Annotated in this window: 15 protein-coding genes and 1 tRNA gene; 6 read left to right on the top strand and 10 right to left on the bottom strand. The window is 64.4% G+C overall.

Annotated elements, in window-relative coordinates:
• Nucleotides 1-189 precede the first annotated feature (189 nt).
• A complete protein-coding gene (locus tag AC1DSF_RS20480) occupies nt 190-879 on the top strand; it encodes a GntR family transcriptional regulator (protein ID WP_478183337.1) in 690 nt (229 codons plus the stop codon).
• Between the two features lie 68 nt (nt 880-947).
• Here AC1DSF_RS20480 and AC1DSF_RS20475 read toward each other — a convergent pair.
• Nucleotides 948-1,037 (bottom strand) — tRNA-Ser (locus AC1DSF_RS20475).
• 47 nt (nt 1,038-1,084) lie between these two features.
• The gene (gene serS / locus AC1DSF_RS20470; RefSeq protein ID WP_478125587.1) at nt 1,085-2,416 is read right to left on the bottom strand and encodes a serine--tRNA ligase; all 1,332 of its coding nucleotides are present in this window, start codon (nt 2,414-2,416) and stop codon (nt 1,085-1,087) included.
• 61 nt (nt 2,417-2,477) lie between these two features.
• On the opposite strand from serS, the gene AC1DSF_RS20465 reads away from it, so the two are divergent.
• The gene (locus AC1DSF_RS20465; RefSeq protein WP_478125586.1) at nt 2,478-2,894 is read left to right on the top strand and encodes a VOC family protein; all 417 of its coding nucleotides are present in this window, start codon (nt 2,478-2,480) and stop codon (nt 2,892-2,894) included.
• A gap of 4 nt (nt 2,895-2,898) precedes the next feature.
• On the opposite strand, the gene AC1DSF_RS20460 is transcribed toward AC1DSF_RS20465, so the two are convergent.
• The 3 genes from AC1DSF_RS20460 to AC1DSF_RS20450 are packed head-to-tail and all read right to left on the bottom strand — an operon-like array spanning nt 2,899 to nt 5,278.
• Nucleotides 2,899-3,828 (bottom strand): threonine/serine dehydratase, encoded by a 930-nt coding sequence (locus AC1DSF_RS20460; protein ID WP_478145406.1) that lies wholly within the window; start codon nt 3,826-3,828, stop codon nt 2,899-2,901.
• Between the two features lie 29 nt (nt 3,829-3,857).
• Nucleotides 3,858-4,823: a 4-hydroxy-3-methylbut-2-enyl diphosphate reductase gene (gene ispH / locus AC1DSF_RS20455; RefSeq protein WP_478183324.1), complete on the bottom strand. Its 966-nt coding sequence runs from the start codon at nt 4,821-4,823 to the stop codon at nt 3,858-3,860.
• Nucleotides 4,820-5,278 carry an FKBP-type peptidyl-prolyl cis-trans isomerase gene (locus tag AC1DSF_RS20450; RefSeq protein WP_478183323.1) on the bottom strand — a complete coding sequence of 153 codons (459 nt, stop codon included), beginning with the start codon at nt 5,276-5,278 and terminating at the stop codon, nt 4,820-4,822. Before AC1DSF_RS20450 ends, ispH begins: the two co-directional genes overlap by 4 nt.
• A 65-nt stretch (nt 5,279-5,343) precedes the next feature.
• Between AC1DSF_RS20450 and radC the strand changes: the two genes are divergently transcribed.
• Both radC and AC1DSF_RS20440 read left to right on the top strand, forming a co-directional pair.
• Nucleotides 5,344-6,021 carry a RadC family protein gene (gene radC, locus AC1DSF_RS20445; protein ID WP_478183322.1) on the top strand — a complete coding sequence of 226 codons (678 nt, stop codon included), beginning with the start codon at nt 5,344-5,346 and terminating at the stop codon, nt 6,019-6,021.
• Nucleotides 6,022-6,097: 76 nt separating this feature from the next.
• Nucleotides 6,098-6,754: a Smr/MutS family protein gene (locus AC1DSF_RS20440; RefSeq protein WP_478183321.1), complete on the top strand. Its 657-nt coding sequence runs from the start codon at nt 6,098-6,100 to the stop codon at nt 6,752-6,754.
• Nucleotides 6,755-6,776: 22 nt separating this feature from the next.
• Here the strand turns inward: AC1DSF_RS20440 and AC1DSF_RS20435 are convergent, their stop codons facing one another.
• Complete coding sequence (locus AC1DSF_RS20435) at nt 6,777-7,196, bottom strand: group II truncated hemoglobin (RefSeq protein WP_478125581.1); 420 nt, start codon at nt 7,194-7,196, stop codon at nt 6,777-6,779.
• Between the two features lie 39 nt (nt 7,197-7,235).
• Here AC1DSF_RS20435 and AC1DSF_RS20430 point away from each other — a divergent pair, with 39 nt between their 5' ends.
• Nucleotides 7,236-8,267 carry an isopenicillin N synthase family dioxygenase gene (locus tag AC1DSF_RS20430; RefSeq protein ID WP_478183320.1) on the top strand — a complete coding sequence of 344 codons (1,032 nt, stop codon included), beginning with the start codon at nt 7,236-7,238 and terminating at the stop codon, nt 8,265-8,267.
• Between the two features lie 33 nt (nt 8,268-8,300).
• Here AC1DSF_RS20430 and AC1DSF_RS20425 read toward each other — a convergent pair whose 3' ends face one another.
• Complete coding sequence (locus AC1DSF_RS20425; RefSeq protein WP_478183319.1) at nt 8,301-10,817, bottom strand: ABC transporter permease; 2,517 nt, start codon at nt 10,815-10,817, stop codon at nt 8,301-8,303.
• Between the two features lie 221 nt (nt 10,818-11,038).
• Between AC1DSF_RS20425 and AC1DSF_RS20420 the strand changes: the two genes are divergently transcribed.
• Nucleotides 11,039-11,551, top strand: a complete 513-nt coding sequence (locus AC1DSF_RS20420; protein WP_478183318.1) for a hypothetical protein — start codon at nt 11,039-11,041, stop codon at nt 11,549-11,551.
• A gap of 12 nt (nt 11,552-11,563) precedes the next feature.
• Here the strand turns inward: AC1DSF_RS20420 and AC1DSF_RS20415 are convergent, their stop codons facing one another.
• The 3 genes from AC1DSF_RS20415 to AC1DSF_RS20405 all read right to left on the bottom strand — a co-directional run bounded on the left by AC1DSF_RS20415 (nt 11,564) and on the right by AC1DSF_RS20405 (nt 14,212).
• Nucleotides 11,564-11,929: an FHA domain-containing protein gene (locus tag AC1DSF_RS20415; RefSeq protein WP_478125577.1), complete on the bottom strand. Its 366-nt coding sequence runs from the start codon at nt 11,927-11,929 to the stop codon at nt 11,564-11,566.
• Nucleotides 11,930-12,071: 142 nt separating this feature from the next.
• The gene (locus AC1DSF_RS20410) at nt 12,072-13,271 is read right to left on the bottom strand and encodes a YncE family protein (protein WP_478183317.1); all 1,200 of its coding nucleotides are present in this window, start codon (nt 13,269-13,271) and stop codon (nt 12,072-12,074) included.
• A 38-nt stretch (nt 13,272-13,309) separates the two neighbouring features.
• A complete protein-coding gene (locus AC1DSF_RS20405; RefSeq protein WP_478125575.1) occupies nt 13,310-14,212 on the bottom strand; it encodes a LysR family transcriptional regulator in 903 nt (300 codons plus the stop codon).
• Nucleotides 14,213-14,289: the final 77 nt, after the last annotated feature.

Genomic DNA, 14,289 nt, shown 5'->3' with positions numbered 1-14,289 from the left:
AATGCGTGCCATTCGATCAACCAGAATTCTCATTGACTGGTTTAAATCTATGACATTGTTGAACAATACATTGATTGTTGATCCATCATTCGTCGCAAATCATTGGTGCAAACCCGCGCTAGGGTTGCGGGAGATGCGTGCGTGACTCACTGATCTGCTACAACCGCTGGCAACTTCTCCATGCCATCAATGACACAAATCGCGCCGGTGCCATCGACTCTCCTGACCCTCGGCGAGCGCGTGGCCGAGCAGCTTCGCGGGATGATTACCCAGGGTGAGTTTTCACCGGGCCAACGCCTGTCGGAGCAAGCCCTGAGCGAAAGGCTCCAAATCTCCCGCAACACATTGCGAGAGGTGTTCCGGGTTCTGACCAAGGACGGCTTGCTCAAGCACGCGCCCAACCGAGGTGTGTTCGTAGCGATCCCGAGCATCGCGTCCATCATCGATATCTACCGTGTACGCCGGCTCATCGAATGCCAGGCCCTGAGGCAGGCGTACCCGCGCCACCCCGCCAAGGCACGCATGCGAGAAGCCGTCGAAACTGGAATGCGCAGCCGCGCTGCGTCCGACTGGCTGGGCGTCGGCACAGCGAACATGGCTTTTCACATGTCGATCGTCCAGCTGGCCGACAGTGAGCGCCTCAACCTGATGTTCGCGCAGGTGCTGGCCGAACTGCGGCTCGCGTTCGGGCTGCTGCAGGACCCTGAATTCCTGCACGCGCCGTACGTCGACATGAACATGAAGATCCTGGAACTGGCCGAAGCGGGGGAATTTGCCAAGGCTTCGAACGAGCTTGGCGACTATCTGGTGCACTCCGAACGGATCGTGCTTGCTGCGTACGCCCGACGTATTGAAAGCGCGGATATGACGGCGGCCTGAGCGGGCGCTTTTCTCCGCGCGGCCCAAAACAAGAAGCCCCGGCAGCTTTCGCTGTCGGGGCTTTTGTTTGGAGGAGAGGGAGGGATTCGAACCCTCGGTACGTTCGCACGTACGCCTGATTTCGAGTCAGGTACATTCGACCACTCTGCCACCTCTCCGGTGTCTGTCGAGCCCGCGATTCTAGCAGACCAAAAAGCGCGTTTTCTCAGCCGCGCAGCACTTCGAGGCCGCCCAGATAGGGCCGCAATGCAGCCGGCACATTGACCGAACCGTCTTCCTTTTGATGGTTCTCCAGAACCGCAACCAGCGTGCGCCCCACCGCCAGACCCGAGCCGTTGAGCGTGTGCACGAGTTCGTTCTTTCCCTGTGCATTCTTGAAGCGAGCCTGCAGTCGACGCGCCTGGAAGGCTTCGCAATTGGAGACCGAACTGATTTCGCGATAAGTGTCCTGCGCCGGCAGCCACACTTCCAGGTCGTACGTCTTGGTCGAACCAAAACCCATGTCCCCTGTGCTCAGCAGCACGACGCGGTACGGCAGTTCCAACGCCTGGAGCACGGCCTCGGCGTGGCCCACCATCGCTTCGAGCGCCTCGTAGCTCTTCTCGGGATGGGTGATCTGCACCATCTCGACCTTGTCGAACTGATGCTGGCGAATCATTCCGCGGGTGTCGCGGCCGGCACTGCCCGCTTCCGACCGAAAGCATGGCGTGTGAGCGGTGAGCTTGATCGGCAACTGGGCCTCCGCCACCACTTCGTCGCGCACGAAGTTGGTCAGCGGGACCTCGCTCGTCGGGATGAGGTAAAGCGCCGAATGATCAGGTGCCGGTTCACCGTCCTGACCGCCTTTCTTCGCAGCAAACAGATCGCCTTCGAACTTGGGCAACTGACCGGTGCCGCGCAGCGTGTCGGCGTTGACGATGTACGGCACATAGCACTCGGTGTAGCCGTGCTGCTGTGTCTGGATGTCCAGCATGAACTGCGCGAGCGCACGATGCAGGCGAGCGATCGGGCCCTTCATCACGGAGAAGCGCGAGCCGGAAAGCTTGGCGCCGGTCTCGAAATCGAGCCCGAGCGGCGTGCCGAGATCGACGTGATCCTTGGCTGCGAATGGCAGCGGCGCTGCGGAACCGCCGGCGCCGCTCTTCGGGCTCCAACGGCGGACTTCGACGTTGGCCGCTTCGTCCTCGCCGACCGGCACGCTGGCGTGCGGAAGGTTCGGCACGGCCAACAGCAATGCATGCAGTTCAGGCTGGAGTTCGTCGAGACGCGTGGCCGAGGATTCCTGCTCCGCCTTGAGTGCGTTGACCTCCGTCATCAGCGCATCGACCGATTCGCCCTTGGCCTTCAACGGGCCGATTTGCTTGTTGAGGGCGTTACGGCGGGCTTGCAATTCCTCGGTGCGGGTCTGCAAGGTCTTGCGCTCGGCTTCGAGTGCGCTGAACCTTGCCACGTCGAGGTAGGGCTGGTTCTTCTTGCGCGTTTCGAGGCGCGCGACCACCGAAGCGAGGTCCTTGCGTAACAGAGTGATATCGAGCATTGCGCGATTTTAGGTGCGCGTAGCATCGTTCCCCCCGACCACTTCAGCTCAAGGAGATCGCATGGAAGCCTATCTGACATTCAACGGCAACACGGCCGAAGCATTCGCGTTTTACGCCAAGTGCCTCGGCGGCAACATTGCATTCAGCATGACCTTCGGAGAAAGCCCCATGGGTGCGGAGATGCCGGCGGACTTCAAGAACAAGATCATGCATGCCACGCTGCACGCGCGCGGTCAGCAGATCATGGCGTCCGATGCACCACCGGGGTACAACTTCGAAGGCTTCAAAGGCTTTTCGCTTTCGGTCCAAGCCAAGGACGTGAAGGAAGGCGAACAGCTCTTCAAGGCACTGTCCGAAGGCGGCAAGGTGACGATGCCCTACGGCGCCACTTTCTGGTCAGCCGGTTTCGGGATGCTCGAAGACAAGTTTGGCGTGCCCTGGATGGTGAACTGCCAGCAGGCACCAGCGCAGGGCTGAACTCTCAGCCCAGGGTCGCTGGATCGACGTTGGCACCGCAAACGATCAGGCAAATCTTCTCGCCTTCTCGCGGCGCGTAGGCGCCGCACTGCAACGCGGCCAGCGGCAAGGCAGCGGCGGGTTCGACGGCAAGTTTCAGTTCCTTCCAAAGCCACGACTGCGCCGCCCGGATCGCGTCGTCCGACAGCAGCAGCGCATCGCGCACATGGCCTTGCGTGACGTCCCACGCGATCGCGCCGATGCGCTTTGCGCCGAGCGAATCGGCTGCGATACCGCCGACCTCGACGTCGACCGGCTGGCCAGCCTCGCGAGCACGGAACAGCGTCGGCGCACGCTCAGGTTCGAGTGCGACGACGCGCGCACGTTTCTCGAACCATGCCGCGAGTCCACCGATCAGGCCACCTCCGCCGACGCTGACGAGCACTGAGTCGGGCAGACCACCTTGGCGCTCGATCTCACGCCCCAGCGTGCCTGCGCCGGCCACCACTTCGGGTTGATCGTAGGCGTGGGTGAGCAATGCGCCTGTGGCGCCTTGGCGCTCCAGACAGGCAGCGAGCGCGTTCGCATACGCTTCGCCGCCGACCACCACCTCAGCGCCGAGTGAGCGCAGTTTCGCGCGCTTGGCTTCGGGCGAAACCATCGGAAGGAAGACTTCGCAATGCACGCCGAGTGCCTGTGCCGCGGCGGCCGTCGCAATGCCCGCATTGCCGCCCGAGGCAACGATGACCCCGCTCGCCGGTATGTCGTTGGCCAACAGCCGGTTCATCATGCCGCGCGCCTTGAAGCTCCCGCTGGTCTGCAGATGTTCGAGCTTCAGCCAGATCTCCACGCCTTTCACGCTCATACCCAGAGCGGAGCCATCGAGCTTCCAAAGCGGCGTTTCGCGCAGAAAGCCTGGCACGCGGTCTTGCATGCGCGCGGCGGCGGCTTCGATCTCGGCGCGCCAGCCCGTCTTGGCGCCGCTCACGAAATATGCCCCGGCGCAGGAATGTCGTCGAGCTTCAGGCCCTTCGGCAGCGGGAACTTGAGGGTTTCCTGTATGCCGTCCATCTTGCGCACCGACACGGCGCCGAGCGCCTTGATGCGGTCGATCACGTCGCGCACCAGCACCTCGGGGGCCGAGGCGCCTGCGGTCAAGCCGACCCGGATCTTGCCGTCGAACCATTCAGGCTTGAGTTCGGCGGCAGAGTCGACCATGTAACTTTCGGTGCCCAGGCGCTGCGCCAGCTCGCGCAGGCGATTGCTGTTGGAACTGGTCGGGCTGCCGACCACGATCACCAGATCGACCTGAGGGCTCAGCATCTTCACGGCGTCCTGGCGGTTCTGGGTGGCGTAGCAGATGTCCTGCTGCTTGGGCTCGCGCACGCTGGGGAAGCGCGCGCGCACGGCGGCGGAAATCTCGGCCGCGTCGTCGACCGACAGCGTGGTCTGCGTGACGACCGCCAGCTTTTCGGTTTGCGCTGGCGAGACACTCGCGACATCCGCCACGTCTTCGACGAGATGGATACCGCTGGAGAGCTGTCCCATCGTGCCCTCGACTTCAGGGTGGCCCTTGTGGCCGATCATGATGAACTCGTAGCCTTCCTTCGCGAGCTTGGCCACTTCGACGTGGACCTTGGTCACCAGCGGACAGGTGGCGTCGAATATGTCGAAGCCGCGCTCGCGCGCTTCAGCCTGCACGGCCTTGCTGACGCCATGGGCGCTGAAAACCAGCGTCGAACCGGGGGGCACTTCCGCAAGGTCTTCGATGAAGACCGCGCCCTTCGCCTTGAGTTCGTTCACCACGAAAGTGTTGTGCACGATCTCATGGCGCACGTAGATCGGTGCGCCGAACTTCGCGATGGCACGCTCGACGATCTCGATGGCACGGTCCACACCCGCGCAGAAGCCGCGCGGTTCGGCAAGGATGACTTCTTCGACGCCGCTCACAGCACGCCTATCAGCTTGACCTCGAAGGTCACTGGCTGACCCGCGAGAGGATGGTTGAAGTCGAAGTGCACTGCCGAGTCGCTCGACTCGATCACGGCGCCAGCATAGCTGCCGGTGCCGTCAGGGGTTGGGAACTGCACCACGTCGCCGACGGCGTATTGCTCGTCGGGATCGCCCATCTGCGCGAGCAGCTTGCGCGCGACCCACTGCTGCATCTCGGGATTGCGTTCGCCGAAGGCGTCGCCTGCCGGCAGCTCGTATGTGGCGTGCGTGCCCTCTTCCATGCCGATCAGGCGATGCTCCATGGCGGGCGAGAGTTCGCCCGTGCCGAGCGACAGCGTGGCGGGCTTGTCCTGGAAAGTGTTGATGATGTCGCCCGCGGGGCCGGCGAGCCGGTAGTGCAGGGTCAGGAAGGAACCGGCGGTGACGACGGCGGGGCGAGTGGTCGAAGACAAGGTGAGACGTCCCTTTAGACTGGGGCCCACATTTTAGGGAGTGGGGCTCGAACCCCGTACAAGACATGTCTTTCAAGGAACTGATCGAAGAATCGCGGCCGCGCGAGCGACTCATCAATCTCGGCCCCGCCGCGTTGGCCGACGCCGAACTGGTGGCCCTGCTGCTGAACACGGGCATCCCTGGCAAGAACGTGCTGCAGCTGTCGCAAGAGCTCCTCCTTCTGTTTGGCGGCCTCGCGGGGCTGCTCCACGCCAGCCTCGACGACCTCAAGCGCGTCAAGGGCCTGGGCGGCACGGCCAAGCGCGCCAAGCTGGCGGCCGTGCTTGAACTCTCCCGTCGCGTCCTTGCCGACCGAGGGAAGAAGAAGACCCTCTTCGAATCACCCGAAACAGTGAAGGACTACCTGCAGCTTCATCTCGGGGCGCGCCCGCACGAGGTGTTTGCCGCCCTCTTCCTGGACGCGCGGCACCGGCTGATCGCCATGGAGGAGCTCTTTCGCGGCACGCTCACGCAAACCAGCGTCTACCCCCGCGAGGTGGCCACCCGCGCCCTGCACCACCACGCCGCCGCCGTGGTGCTGGCCCACAACCATCCGAGCGGCTGCGTGGAGCCCTCCCGCGCGGACGAGATGCTGACGCGAACGCTCCAGACCGCGCTGGCGCTCATCGATGTGCGCGTGCTCGACCACGTGATCGTCTCCAGGGGTTCCAGCCTTTCGATGGCCGAGCGCGGGCTGGTCTGACGCCACGGCTTTCCTGAATTGCAAATGTGGACAATGGTTGTCGCCGCCCGAACCCGCCGAATTCCGTCTGCCACGCATGCCTTCCAAGCCCAAGAACCTCAAGAGCCTCGCCGATCTCAAGCACGTTCAACAATCACTGGTCGAACAGCGCGAAAGGGAAGCCGCTGAGGCGGCCATCCGAGCGGCGGCGCACAAGAAGCGCGCGGCCGAGCAAGACCTGTTCGCGCGTGCCATAGGCGCGACCAAACCGTTGCGGCGGAAAGCGGCCGTCCCTCTTGCGCCCGAACCACCGGCGCCCATCCCCGTGCAGCAGCAGTTGGACGAGCAACGCGTGCTGCGCGAATCCCTGTCCGACGAATTCGACGTCACCACGTTGCTCGATGCCGACGACGCGATGAGCTTTCGCCGGCCCGGCATCAACACCGATGTGACGCGCAAGCTGCGTGCGGGCGAATGGTCGATTCAGCGCGAGATCGACCTGCACGGCATGCGAAGCGACGAGGCCCGCGACGCGCTCGGCGCCTTCGTGCGCGATGCGCACAAGCAGGGCATACGCTGTGTGCGCGTGGTTCATGGCAAGGGGCTGGGTTCGCCGGGCAAGCAACCCGTGCTCAAGGCCAAGGTGCAGCGCTGGCTGATCCAGAAGAACGAAACGCTGGCCTTCGTGCAAGCCAAGCCGGCGGAAGGCGGCGCCGGTGCGCTGGTGGTGCTGCTGGCGCCTTCGCGGCGCTGAACCCCTCGCTGAACCGCGTCACCTACTCGCCCCTGTTGCGCATCCAGTCGGCTGTTTGAAAGAACGACGTGCGAAGGCGCTTGCGCAGGTCTTCCGGCACGCCCGTTTCGCCCATTGCCTGGTCCATGCACGCCAGCCACTGGTCGCGTTCCTTGATGCCGATCGAATGGCCGCCGATGCTCTGCGGCAAATGCCGGGCGCGAAGCATCGGATGTCCGAAGCGATCGGTGTAGTGCTGCGGGCCGCCCAGCCATCCGCAAAGGAACCAGAAAAGACGCTGGCGCGCGTTGTCGAGCGTCGTGCCGTGCACCGCCCGCAGTTGCGCATAGGCGGGCTCGAGGTCCATGAGGTCGTAGAAGCGCTCGACCAGCGCATGAACCTTGGTTTCGCCGCCGATCCATTCGAAGGGCGTATCGAATGGCGGCTTGTCCTGAATTTGCATGGCCGACATTGTCCCCAAGAGTTGGGGCAACATGCGGGGATGCCTGATTTGCCCCTTTCCACCGCTGGCGGCGCCCTGCCGGTCATCGAGCTTTCCGCGCTCGGCGACGAAGCCGGCGCACTCGCCGAGGCCGCATCGCGAATCGGAGCCGCCTGCCGGGCGCACGGCTTTTTCTACGTGACCGGCCACGGCGTGGACCCATCGCTCGTCCGGCGCCTGGAAGATCTCAGCCGCCGCTTCTTCTCGCTCGACGAGCCGGCCAAGATGCATTGGCGCATGGCGCTCGGCGGCCGCGCCTGGCGGGGCTATTTCCCGCTCGCCGGCGAACTCACCTCGGGTCGGCCCGACTGGAAGGAAGGCATCTACTTCGGCACCGAGATGCCCGAGACCCATCCGCTGGTGCAGGCGGGCACGCCGGTGCACGGGCCCAATCTGTTTCCCGACATCGAAGGCTTTCGCGAGACGGTGCTCGCCTATATCGATCAGGTGACGAAGCTCGGCCATCGCCTGATGCAAGCCATCGCCGTGAGCCTCGGCCTGCCGCCCGCATATTTTGCCGAGCGCTATACCGCCGATCCGCTGATCCTCTTTCGCATCTTCAACTACCCGACCCAGCCCGTGCCGGAAGGGATGGATGTGCTCTGGGGCGTGGGCGAACACACCGACTATGGCTTGCTCACAATCCTGCATCAGGACGACGTCGGCGGTCTGCAGGTGCGCACGCCGGAAGGCTGGATCGACGCGCCGCCCGTACCGGGCTCGTTCGTCTGCAACATCGGGGACATGCTCGACCGAATGACGGGCGGGCTCTACAAGTCGACCCCGCATCGCGTGACGCGCAACACATCGGGCCGCGACAGGCTTTCGTTCCCGCTTTTCTTCGACCCGAACTTCGAGGCGCGCGTGCAGCGTATCGAAGGTCTCGCGGGCGCCGAGGCGCAAGACGATAGCGCCGCCCGCTGGGACCGTGCCAACGTGCATGCGTTCAACGGCAGGTACGGCGACTATCTGCTGGCGAAGGTATCGAAAGTGTTCCCGCAGTTGCGCGACGAGGTGCTGAAGCACCCCTAGCGGCTCTGTTCGGTTCCATCCCCTTCATCGCTTCTATTCCGAAGCCTGCCGCAGCGTCGCGACCACTGGCCGCCGCAGCACTTCGCGCAACCCCCACCAGCCGGCTGCCCACGCCAGCACCGCGCCAGCGAGCGCTCCCGCGATCGGCACGAAGGGCGATGCGGTCCAGGTGAAGTCGAACACGTAGCGCGCCAGCGCCCAGCCGATCACCGAGGCGACGATGCTCGCGAGAAAGCCCGCCAACAGGCCGACGCCGGCCAACTCGGCGCGCTGGACCTGGCGCAGAAGGCTGCCCCGTGCACCCACCGCGCGCATCACGGCGAATTCGCGAGCCCGTTCTTCGCGCGTGGCGGTGACCGACGCGAAAAGCACCACCAAGCCCGCCGCCAGCGTGAATCCGAAGAGAAACTCGACGGCGCGAATGACCTGATCGAGCACGCGCTGGACCTGATTGATCGTGGCGCTCATATCGACATTGGTGACGTTCGGGTAGGTCCGCACGAGCGCGTTGTCGAATCCCTTCACGTCGGGCGCCCTGAACGCACCCATGTAGGTCACTGGCACATCGGCCATGTCGGCGACGGTGTACATGACGAAGAAGTTCGCATGCATCGATCCCCAGTCGACCTTGCGCAGCGAGGTGATGCGCGCCTCGTTCTGCATGCCGCCGATGTCGAAGCGCAAGGTATCGCCGAGCTTCAGTCCGAGCGTTTCGGCGAGGCCCGCCTCGACGCTTACCTCGCCCGGAGCACCGGGCTTCCACGCGCCGGCTGTGATGATGTTGTGGGGAGGCGCATCGGCGCTATTGCTGAGGTTGAACTCGCGGTCCACGAGCCGCTTGGCGCGGTCGTCCGCATAGTCGTCCGGAGACACCGGTTTGCCGTTGATGGAGACCAGTCGGCCGCGGATCATCGGATACCAGTCGAACTTGCTCACGCCGCTGTCGCGCAATGTCTTCTGGAAGTCCGCGCTCTGGTCGGGCATCACGTTGATCACGAAGCGGTTCGGCGCGTCCGGCGGAGTGGCCTTGCGCCAGCTCGAGACCAGATCGGTGCGCAGAAGCACGAGCAGGATCAAGGCAAGCAAGCCGACCGCCAAGGCGCTGACCTGCACCACCGCATAGACGGGCCGGGCCGAAATCTGGCGCGTCGCCAGAACCAGCCAGCGCGGCGCCGTGGTCTCGTTGACGCTGCGCCGCAGCAGCAGCACGGCAATCCAGCTCAGCAATGCAAACACGGCCACTGCGCCGGCAAAGCCGCCCACCGCGATCAGCCCCAGCTTCAGGTCGCTGCTGGCCGCCACCAGCAACGCGGCAAACCCAAGCACTCCCAGGCCCAGCACCGCAATCGATGTGGGCTTGAGACCGCCGATGTCGCGGCGGATCACCCGCAGCGGCGGCACGCGCGCCAGTTGCAGCACTGGAGGGAGGCCGAATGCGAACAGCAACGTCAGGCCCACGCCCATGCCGAATGCGACCGGCCAAAGCGTCGGCGCGGGCAGAGCGCTCTCGACCAGCCCGGCCAGCAGCAGCACGAATGCGTAATGCACGGCAAATCCGATGGCGACGCCGAGCGCACTGGCAATCACGCCAATGACCGCGAATTCGAACGCGTAAGCCCCGGCAATGGTGCGCTGGCTTTGCCCGAGCACCCGCAACATGGCGCAATCGTCGAGGTGGCGGGCCGCAAATCCGCGCGCCGCCAGGGCGACCGCCACCGCCGACAGCAAGGCTGCGAGGAGCGCGACCAGATTCAGAAACTTCTCCGCGCGGTCGAGCGTCTGGCGCATCTCGGGGCGACCGCTTTCAAAGGATTCGAGCCGCGCCCCGCGCACCTCCGCCTTCTTGATTGTTTCATCGGCCCAATCGCTGAACTGCTTCACCGCGCCAGCTTCACCCGCCACCGCGAAGCGATAGCTCACCCGGCTCGCCGGCTGCACCAGTCCCGTGCGCGGCACATCGGCCTGATTGAGCATGACCCGCGGCGCAAAGCTCATGAAACCGGCGCCCCGGTCGGGTTCGAGAGTGATCACGCGCGCAACACGAAGCCCTGCGTCGCCAAGAAGCAGCGTGTCGCCCACCTTCAGCCCCAGCGAATCGAGCAACGAGGCATCGACCCATGCGTCGCCCGGCGCCGGAACCTCACGGGTCGCCTCGCCGGCCGCAGCCGGGTCCTGGCTGACCTGCAGGTTGCCGCGCAGCGGATACCCGGCCGACACCGCCTTGAGCGCTACCAGCTTGCTCGCGCCGCCCTGCGCATCGCCAGCCCGCGCCATGGTCGGGAACCCGTAGGTGATCGCGCCCTGCAAGCCCAGCGCCCGCGCACGTTCGATGAAGGCCGGCGGCGTCGGGTTGTCGCTGGCCAGGACTGCATCGCCCCCCAGGAGTTGGCGCGCATCGCGCTGCAGCCCGCCCTTGAGCCGGTCGGCGAAGAAGCCCACGGCGGTGAGCGCCGCCACCGCGAGCAGCACGGCGACGATCAGAAGGCGAAGTTCGCCCGCGCGAAGGTCGCGCCAGAGCGTTCGCCAGCCAAGGCGGAGGGAGGCGATCATGGCAGTGCGAGGAGTTGCCCTTGAACGAAGGGCGGTTGAGGGTCGTTCATGTGGGCGGCCATTCTTTCACGCCGAGGCAGAGAAGCGCGTGTGAAACCACCGAATGATGGTTGTAGTACTTTTGTGACAAACGTCTCCAAAAATACGAAACCATAGTTCTCATTTTTGGGCGAGATGCGGTTTGTGCGCTCCAATCAAGCCATCAGAAACGAGGTCACCGCATGAGCTACTACAACGATCGCGACTACGCCCACGATGCCCTGCAGGTCACCGTGTCGGATTTGCTCATCGCCACCTCGGACCTTTGCGACCCGCTTGTCGACAACGGAATCCACCAGGTTCTCAAGCTCCTGCGTGAGCAGCACGGGATGGAAGCCGCTTTCGCCTGCGAGGTGATCGATGGCAGGCGCGTGTCGCACCGTTCGCAACCTACCCACGGCGCTCAGTTCATCGACGAACAGGCCGAACCGCTGGAACTGGCCTTCTGCAAGCAGGTGCTGCATGCCCGGGTGCCCGCCGGTTGCTATCTCAGCGCGCCGGTACTGCTGGCCAACGGGAACACCTACGGCAGCCTCTATTCGTTCAGCTTCAGCACCGATCCAGCCGTCGAAGCGCGCGACCTCAAGAAGCTGGAAATGGCGGCGCAGCTCGCCGCCCGCCTGGTCAACGAACGCCGCCCGAGCGCGCCCGCACCGATGCCTCAGCGCAAGGCCGAGGCGCTGATGGCCTCCTGAAGGGCCGGCGGCTCACCGTATCGAGGTGGGCTGCAGGAGATCGTCAGGTGTCGTCAGCAGCCGCAATGCTTCGGCGGCCGACACTTCCGTGCTGCTGTACAAGAACCGTAGTTGGCAATCGCCGATCACGATGGCGTCGCCATTGCTCAATGCACGCGCCCTCACCTTCTGGTTGTTGACGAACGTGCCGTTGCGGCTGCCCATGTCGGTCAGCAGGAATCCGTCGCCCGTCCACTGGATCGCCGCGTGATGCCGGCTCACCCTCTCGCTGTCGATGCACACATTGTTGGAGCCGGATCGCCCGATGGTGGTGATCTGAGTCGCGATGTTGACCTGCCGCACGCTGTTGCGCCGGGCCAGGATGATCAGTCTTGCCATACCTCTTCCTGTTTTTGATGGACTGCAGGAAGCTTAGGCGGGCAGGTCGTTTCCGAAAGACCGAAACAGAAGGATTAATCCCTTCCTGTTCGTTTCAAGCAGGCAAATTTGAGCGCTGCCATCGGGCCGATGCATCAATGGGTCAATGCGTGAGCCGGCCCCGCATCGAAGCCGGATGTCCCGCGAGCCCAAACGACTTGCCCGTGTTGACCAGCGTGTCACCGTCTACGCGCAGAATCGTGATGTCCTGGTCAAGGAAGTTGCCCACGTAGAGATATCTGCCGTCCGCGCTGAAGACCGCGCCTTCAGGCAGCCCGCGCACCTCGACCTCGTTCCCGCGCGTGACCTTCTTGCCGTCGATCTTCATCGCCACGACGGAGCCGTTGCGGTTGTAGAAGTAGGCGTTCTTGGCCGCATTGCTGCCGCGCAGGATGACCGCCACCGCCAGCTTGCCGGTCGGGCTGACGGCCAATCCTTCGGGGCCGTCGCCGACCACCACCTTGTCGATCACCCGTGGCGGCCTGGCTTCCAGGTCGATCACGCTCACGGTGTCGACCTGACCATCCGAGGCGCCCGAATTGCCGTTGTCGGCGCTCAATGCGAGCTTGCCGTCTGGCGTGACGTCGACGTTGTAGGGCCAGAGCCCGACCGCGAGATCGACCTTGTTGTAGGTGACCTTTTCGCCGTCGACGTCGAGCAGCGCAATCTTGTGATTGGGAAACTTGGCCGCGAGCGCACGCCGCCCATCGGGCGTGAAGCGCACGTGCGATACCGATTCGCCCATCGGCACCGTGTCGATGAGCGTGACCTTCTGCCCCGCGATGCGAAGCACGCTGACGGAGTTGTCGGCGCGGTTCGCGACCAGCGCGAGCGTGCCCGCCCTGTTGATCGAGAGCCCGGATGGCTGCTTGCCGACGGTGATCGTGTCGATCAGCTTGGGCGGCGTCGCAGTGAGGTCGATCACGAACAGGCGGTTGTCGGGCACTTGGCGGCGAACGCCGTTTTCCTCGACCACGTTGACCGAATTGGCAACCAGCGCCAGCCTTTCGTCGGCCGTGATCGCCAGGTTGGTCGGCGGGCCGGCGATGGTGTTGTCCAGCGGGAGTGTTCCGATCGACCGGGGCGCCAGCGGATCGGTGCCGATGTCCAGGATCTGCAGCGTGTCGCGCCCTGGTGCGCCGAGCTTGACGGCGCCTGCGTCGTCCCAGGATTGCTTTTCGTCATTCGCGACCAGCATGAGCTGGCGCTGGGGCGGTGCGGTCGTCATGCCGCCACATCCGGCCAGCGCCACGGCCAGCGAGAACATCGCGAAAAGATTCAAAGGCCGAAAGCAGGGTCGCATGTTGTCTCCTTGTTGTGATCCGACGCGGCCCCGGCCCGTCAACTCTTGGCCTTGGTCCGCCCGCTGAAGCGCGATTCGAGAAAATCGAGCAGCGCGCGCAAGGCCGCGCTGTTGTGGCGCCGCTGCAAATACGCAGCCGACAGCCACATATCGCTGCGAACGTAGTCGTGCAGCACCGGCACGAGTTCACCTTGGTCCACGTGAGGCTGCACCAGCATCTCGGCGAGATAGATCACACCGAAGCCCTGCAAGGCGACCTGGATGAGCGGCGCAGCTTCCGTGGCGTCCATGCGGCTCTTCACGGGCACGTCGAAGGGCTTGCCGTCGACCTCGAAACGCCACTCGGGATGCAGCCCGAGGCGCGACAAAGTCAGCGCATCGTGCCGGGAGAGATCGCTCGGATGCGTCGGCTTGCCATGCTTCTTCCAGTACACCGGCGACGCACAGGCCACGAGGTTTCGGCGCGCGAGCTTGCGAACGATGAGGTTCTCGTCCTCGATCGGACCGAAGTGGAGTGCGATGTCGATGCCTTGCTCGGCCATGTCGAGGGCACGGTTCGTCAAGTGCAGGCTGATGTTGACGTCGGGGTAGTGCCCCATGAACTCACCGAGCAACTTGGGCAGGTCGCCCTGTCCCGCCCCCAGAGGTGCCGAGATCCGCAACCGACCGGTGGGATGGCTCGCGTGCTCCTGCACCTCGGCTTGCGTGAGTTCGAACATCTCCATCATCGGCTTGCTGCGTTCGAGCAGCAGGGAGCCGGCATCCGTCAGGCTCACGGCGCGTGTCGAACGGTTGAGAAGCCGCACCCCGAGCCGGGACTCCAGCTCGGCGATGTATTTGCTGACCGTGGCTTTCGAGACGTCCAGCTTGGCGGCGGCGCGCGAGAAGCTCCCATGGGAAGCGACTTCGCGAAAGGTCCTGATCAGGTCGAGGCTGTCCATGTCTGGGGAACATTGTCACTTGTTGCGCCTGTTCCGTAACCTGTGCGCTCCCTCGCCCTGCGCCTTCTTCACCTCGG

The organism is Variovorax sp. 01N429, assembly GCF_056399425.1.
Note: the sequence above shows the minus strand (reverse complement) of the source record. Positions and strands in the feature narration are given on the sequence as shown.

What these genes read in the sequence shown, in the direction of transcription:
- AC1DSF_RS20480 (WP_478183337.1), top strand. Translation starts at nt 190, where the DNA reads ATGACACAAATCGCGCCGGTGCCATCGACTCTCCTGACCCTCGGCGAG.
- serS (WP_478125587.1), bottom strand. Translation starts at nt 2,416, where the DNA reads ATGCTCGATATCACTCTGTTACGCAAGGACCTCGCTTCGGTGGTCGCG.
- AC1DSF_RS20465 (WP_478125586.1), top strand. Translation starts at nt 2,478, where the DNA reads ATGGAAGCCTATCTGACATTCAACGGCAACACGGCCGAAGCATTCGCG.
- radC (WP_478183322.1), top strand. Translation starts at nt 5,344, where the DNA reads ATGTCTTTCAAGGAACTGATCGAAGAATCGCGGCCGCGCGAGCGACTC.
- AC1DSF_RS20440 (WP_478183321.1), top strand. Translation starts at nt 6,098, where the DNA reads ATGCCTTCCAAGCCCAAGAACCTCAAGAGCCTCGCCGATCTCAAGCAC.
- AC1DSF_RS20435 (WP_478125581.1), bottom strand. Translation starts at nt 7,196, where the DNA reads ATGCAAATTCAGGACAAGCCGCCATTCGATACGCCCTTCGAATGGATC.
- AC1DSF_RS20430 (WP_478183320.1), top strand. Translation starts at nt 7,236, where the DNA reads ATGCCTGATTTGCCCCTTTCCACCGCTGGCGGCGCCCTGCCGGTCATC.
- AC1DSF_RS20425 (WP_478183319.1), bottom strand. Translation starts at nt 10,817, where the DNA reads ATGATCGCCTCCCTCCGCCTTGGCTGGCGAACGCTCTGGCGCGACCTT.
- AC1DSF_RS20420 (WP_478183318.1), top strand. Translation starts at nt 11,039, where the DNA reads ATGAGCTACTACAACGATCGCGACTACGCCCACGATGCCCTGCAGGTC.
- AC1DSF_RS20415 (WP_478125577.1), bottom strand. Translation starts at nt 11,929, where the DNA reads ATGGCAAGACTGATCATCCTGGCCCGGCGCAACAGCGTGCGGCAGGTC.
- AC1DSF_RS20410 (WP_478183317.1), bottom strand. Translation starts at nt 13,271, where the DNA reads ATGCGACCCTGCTTTCGGCCTTTGAATCTTTTCGCGATGTTCTCGCTG.
- AC1DSF_RS20405 (WP_478125575.1), bottom strand. Translation starts at nt 14,212, where the DNA reads ATGGACAGCCTCGACCTGATCAGGACCTTTCGCGAAGTCGCTTCCCAT.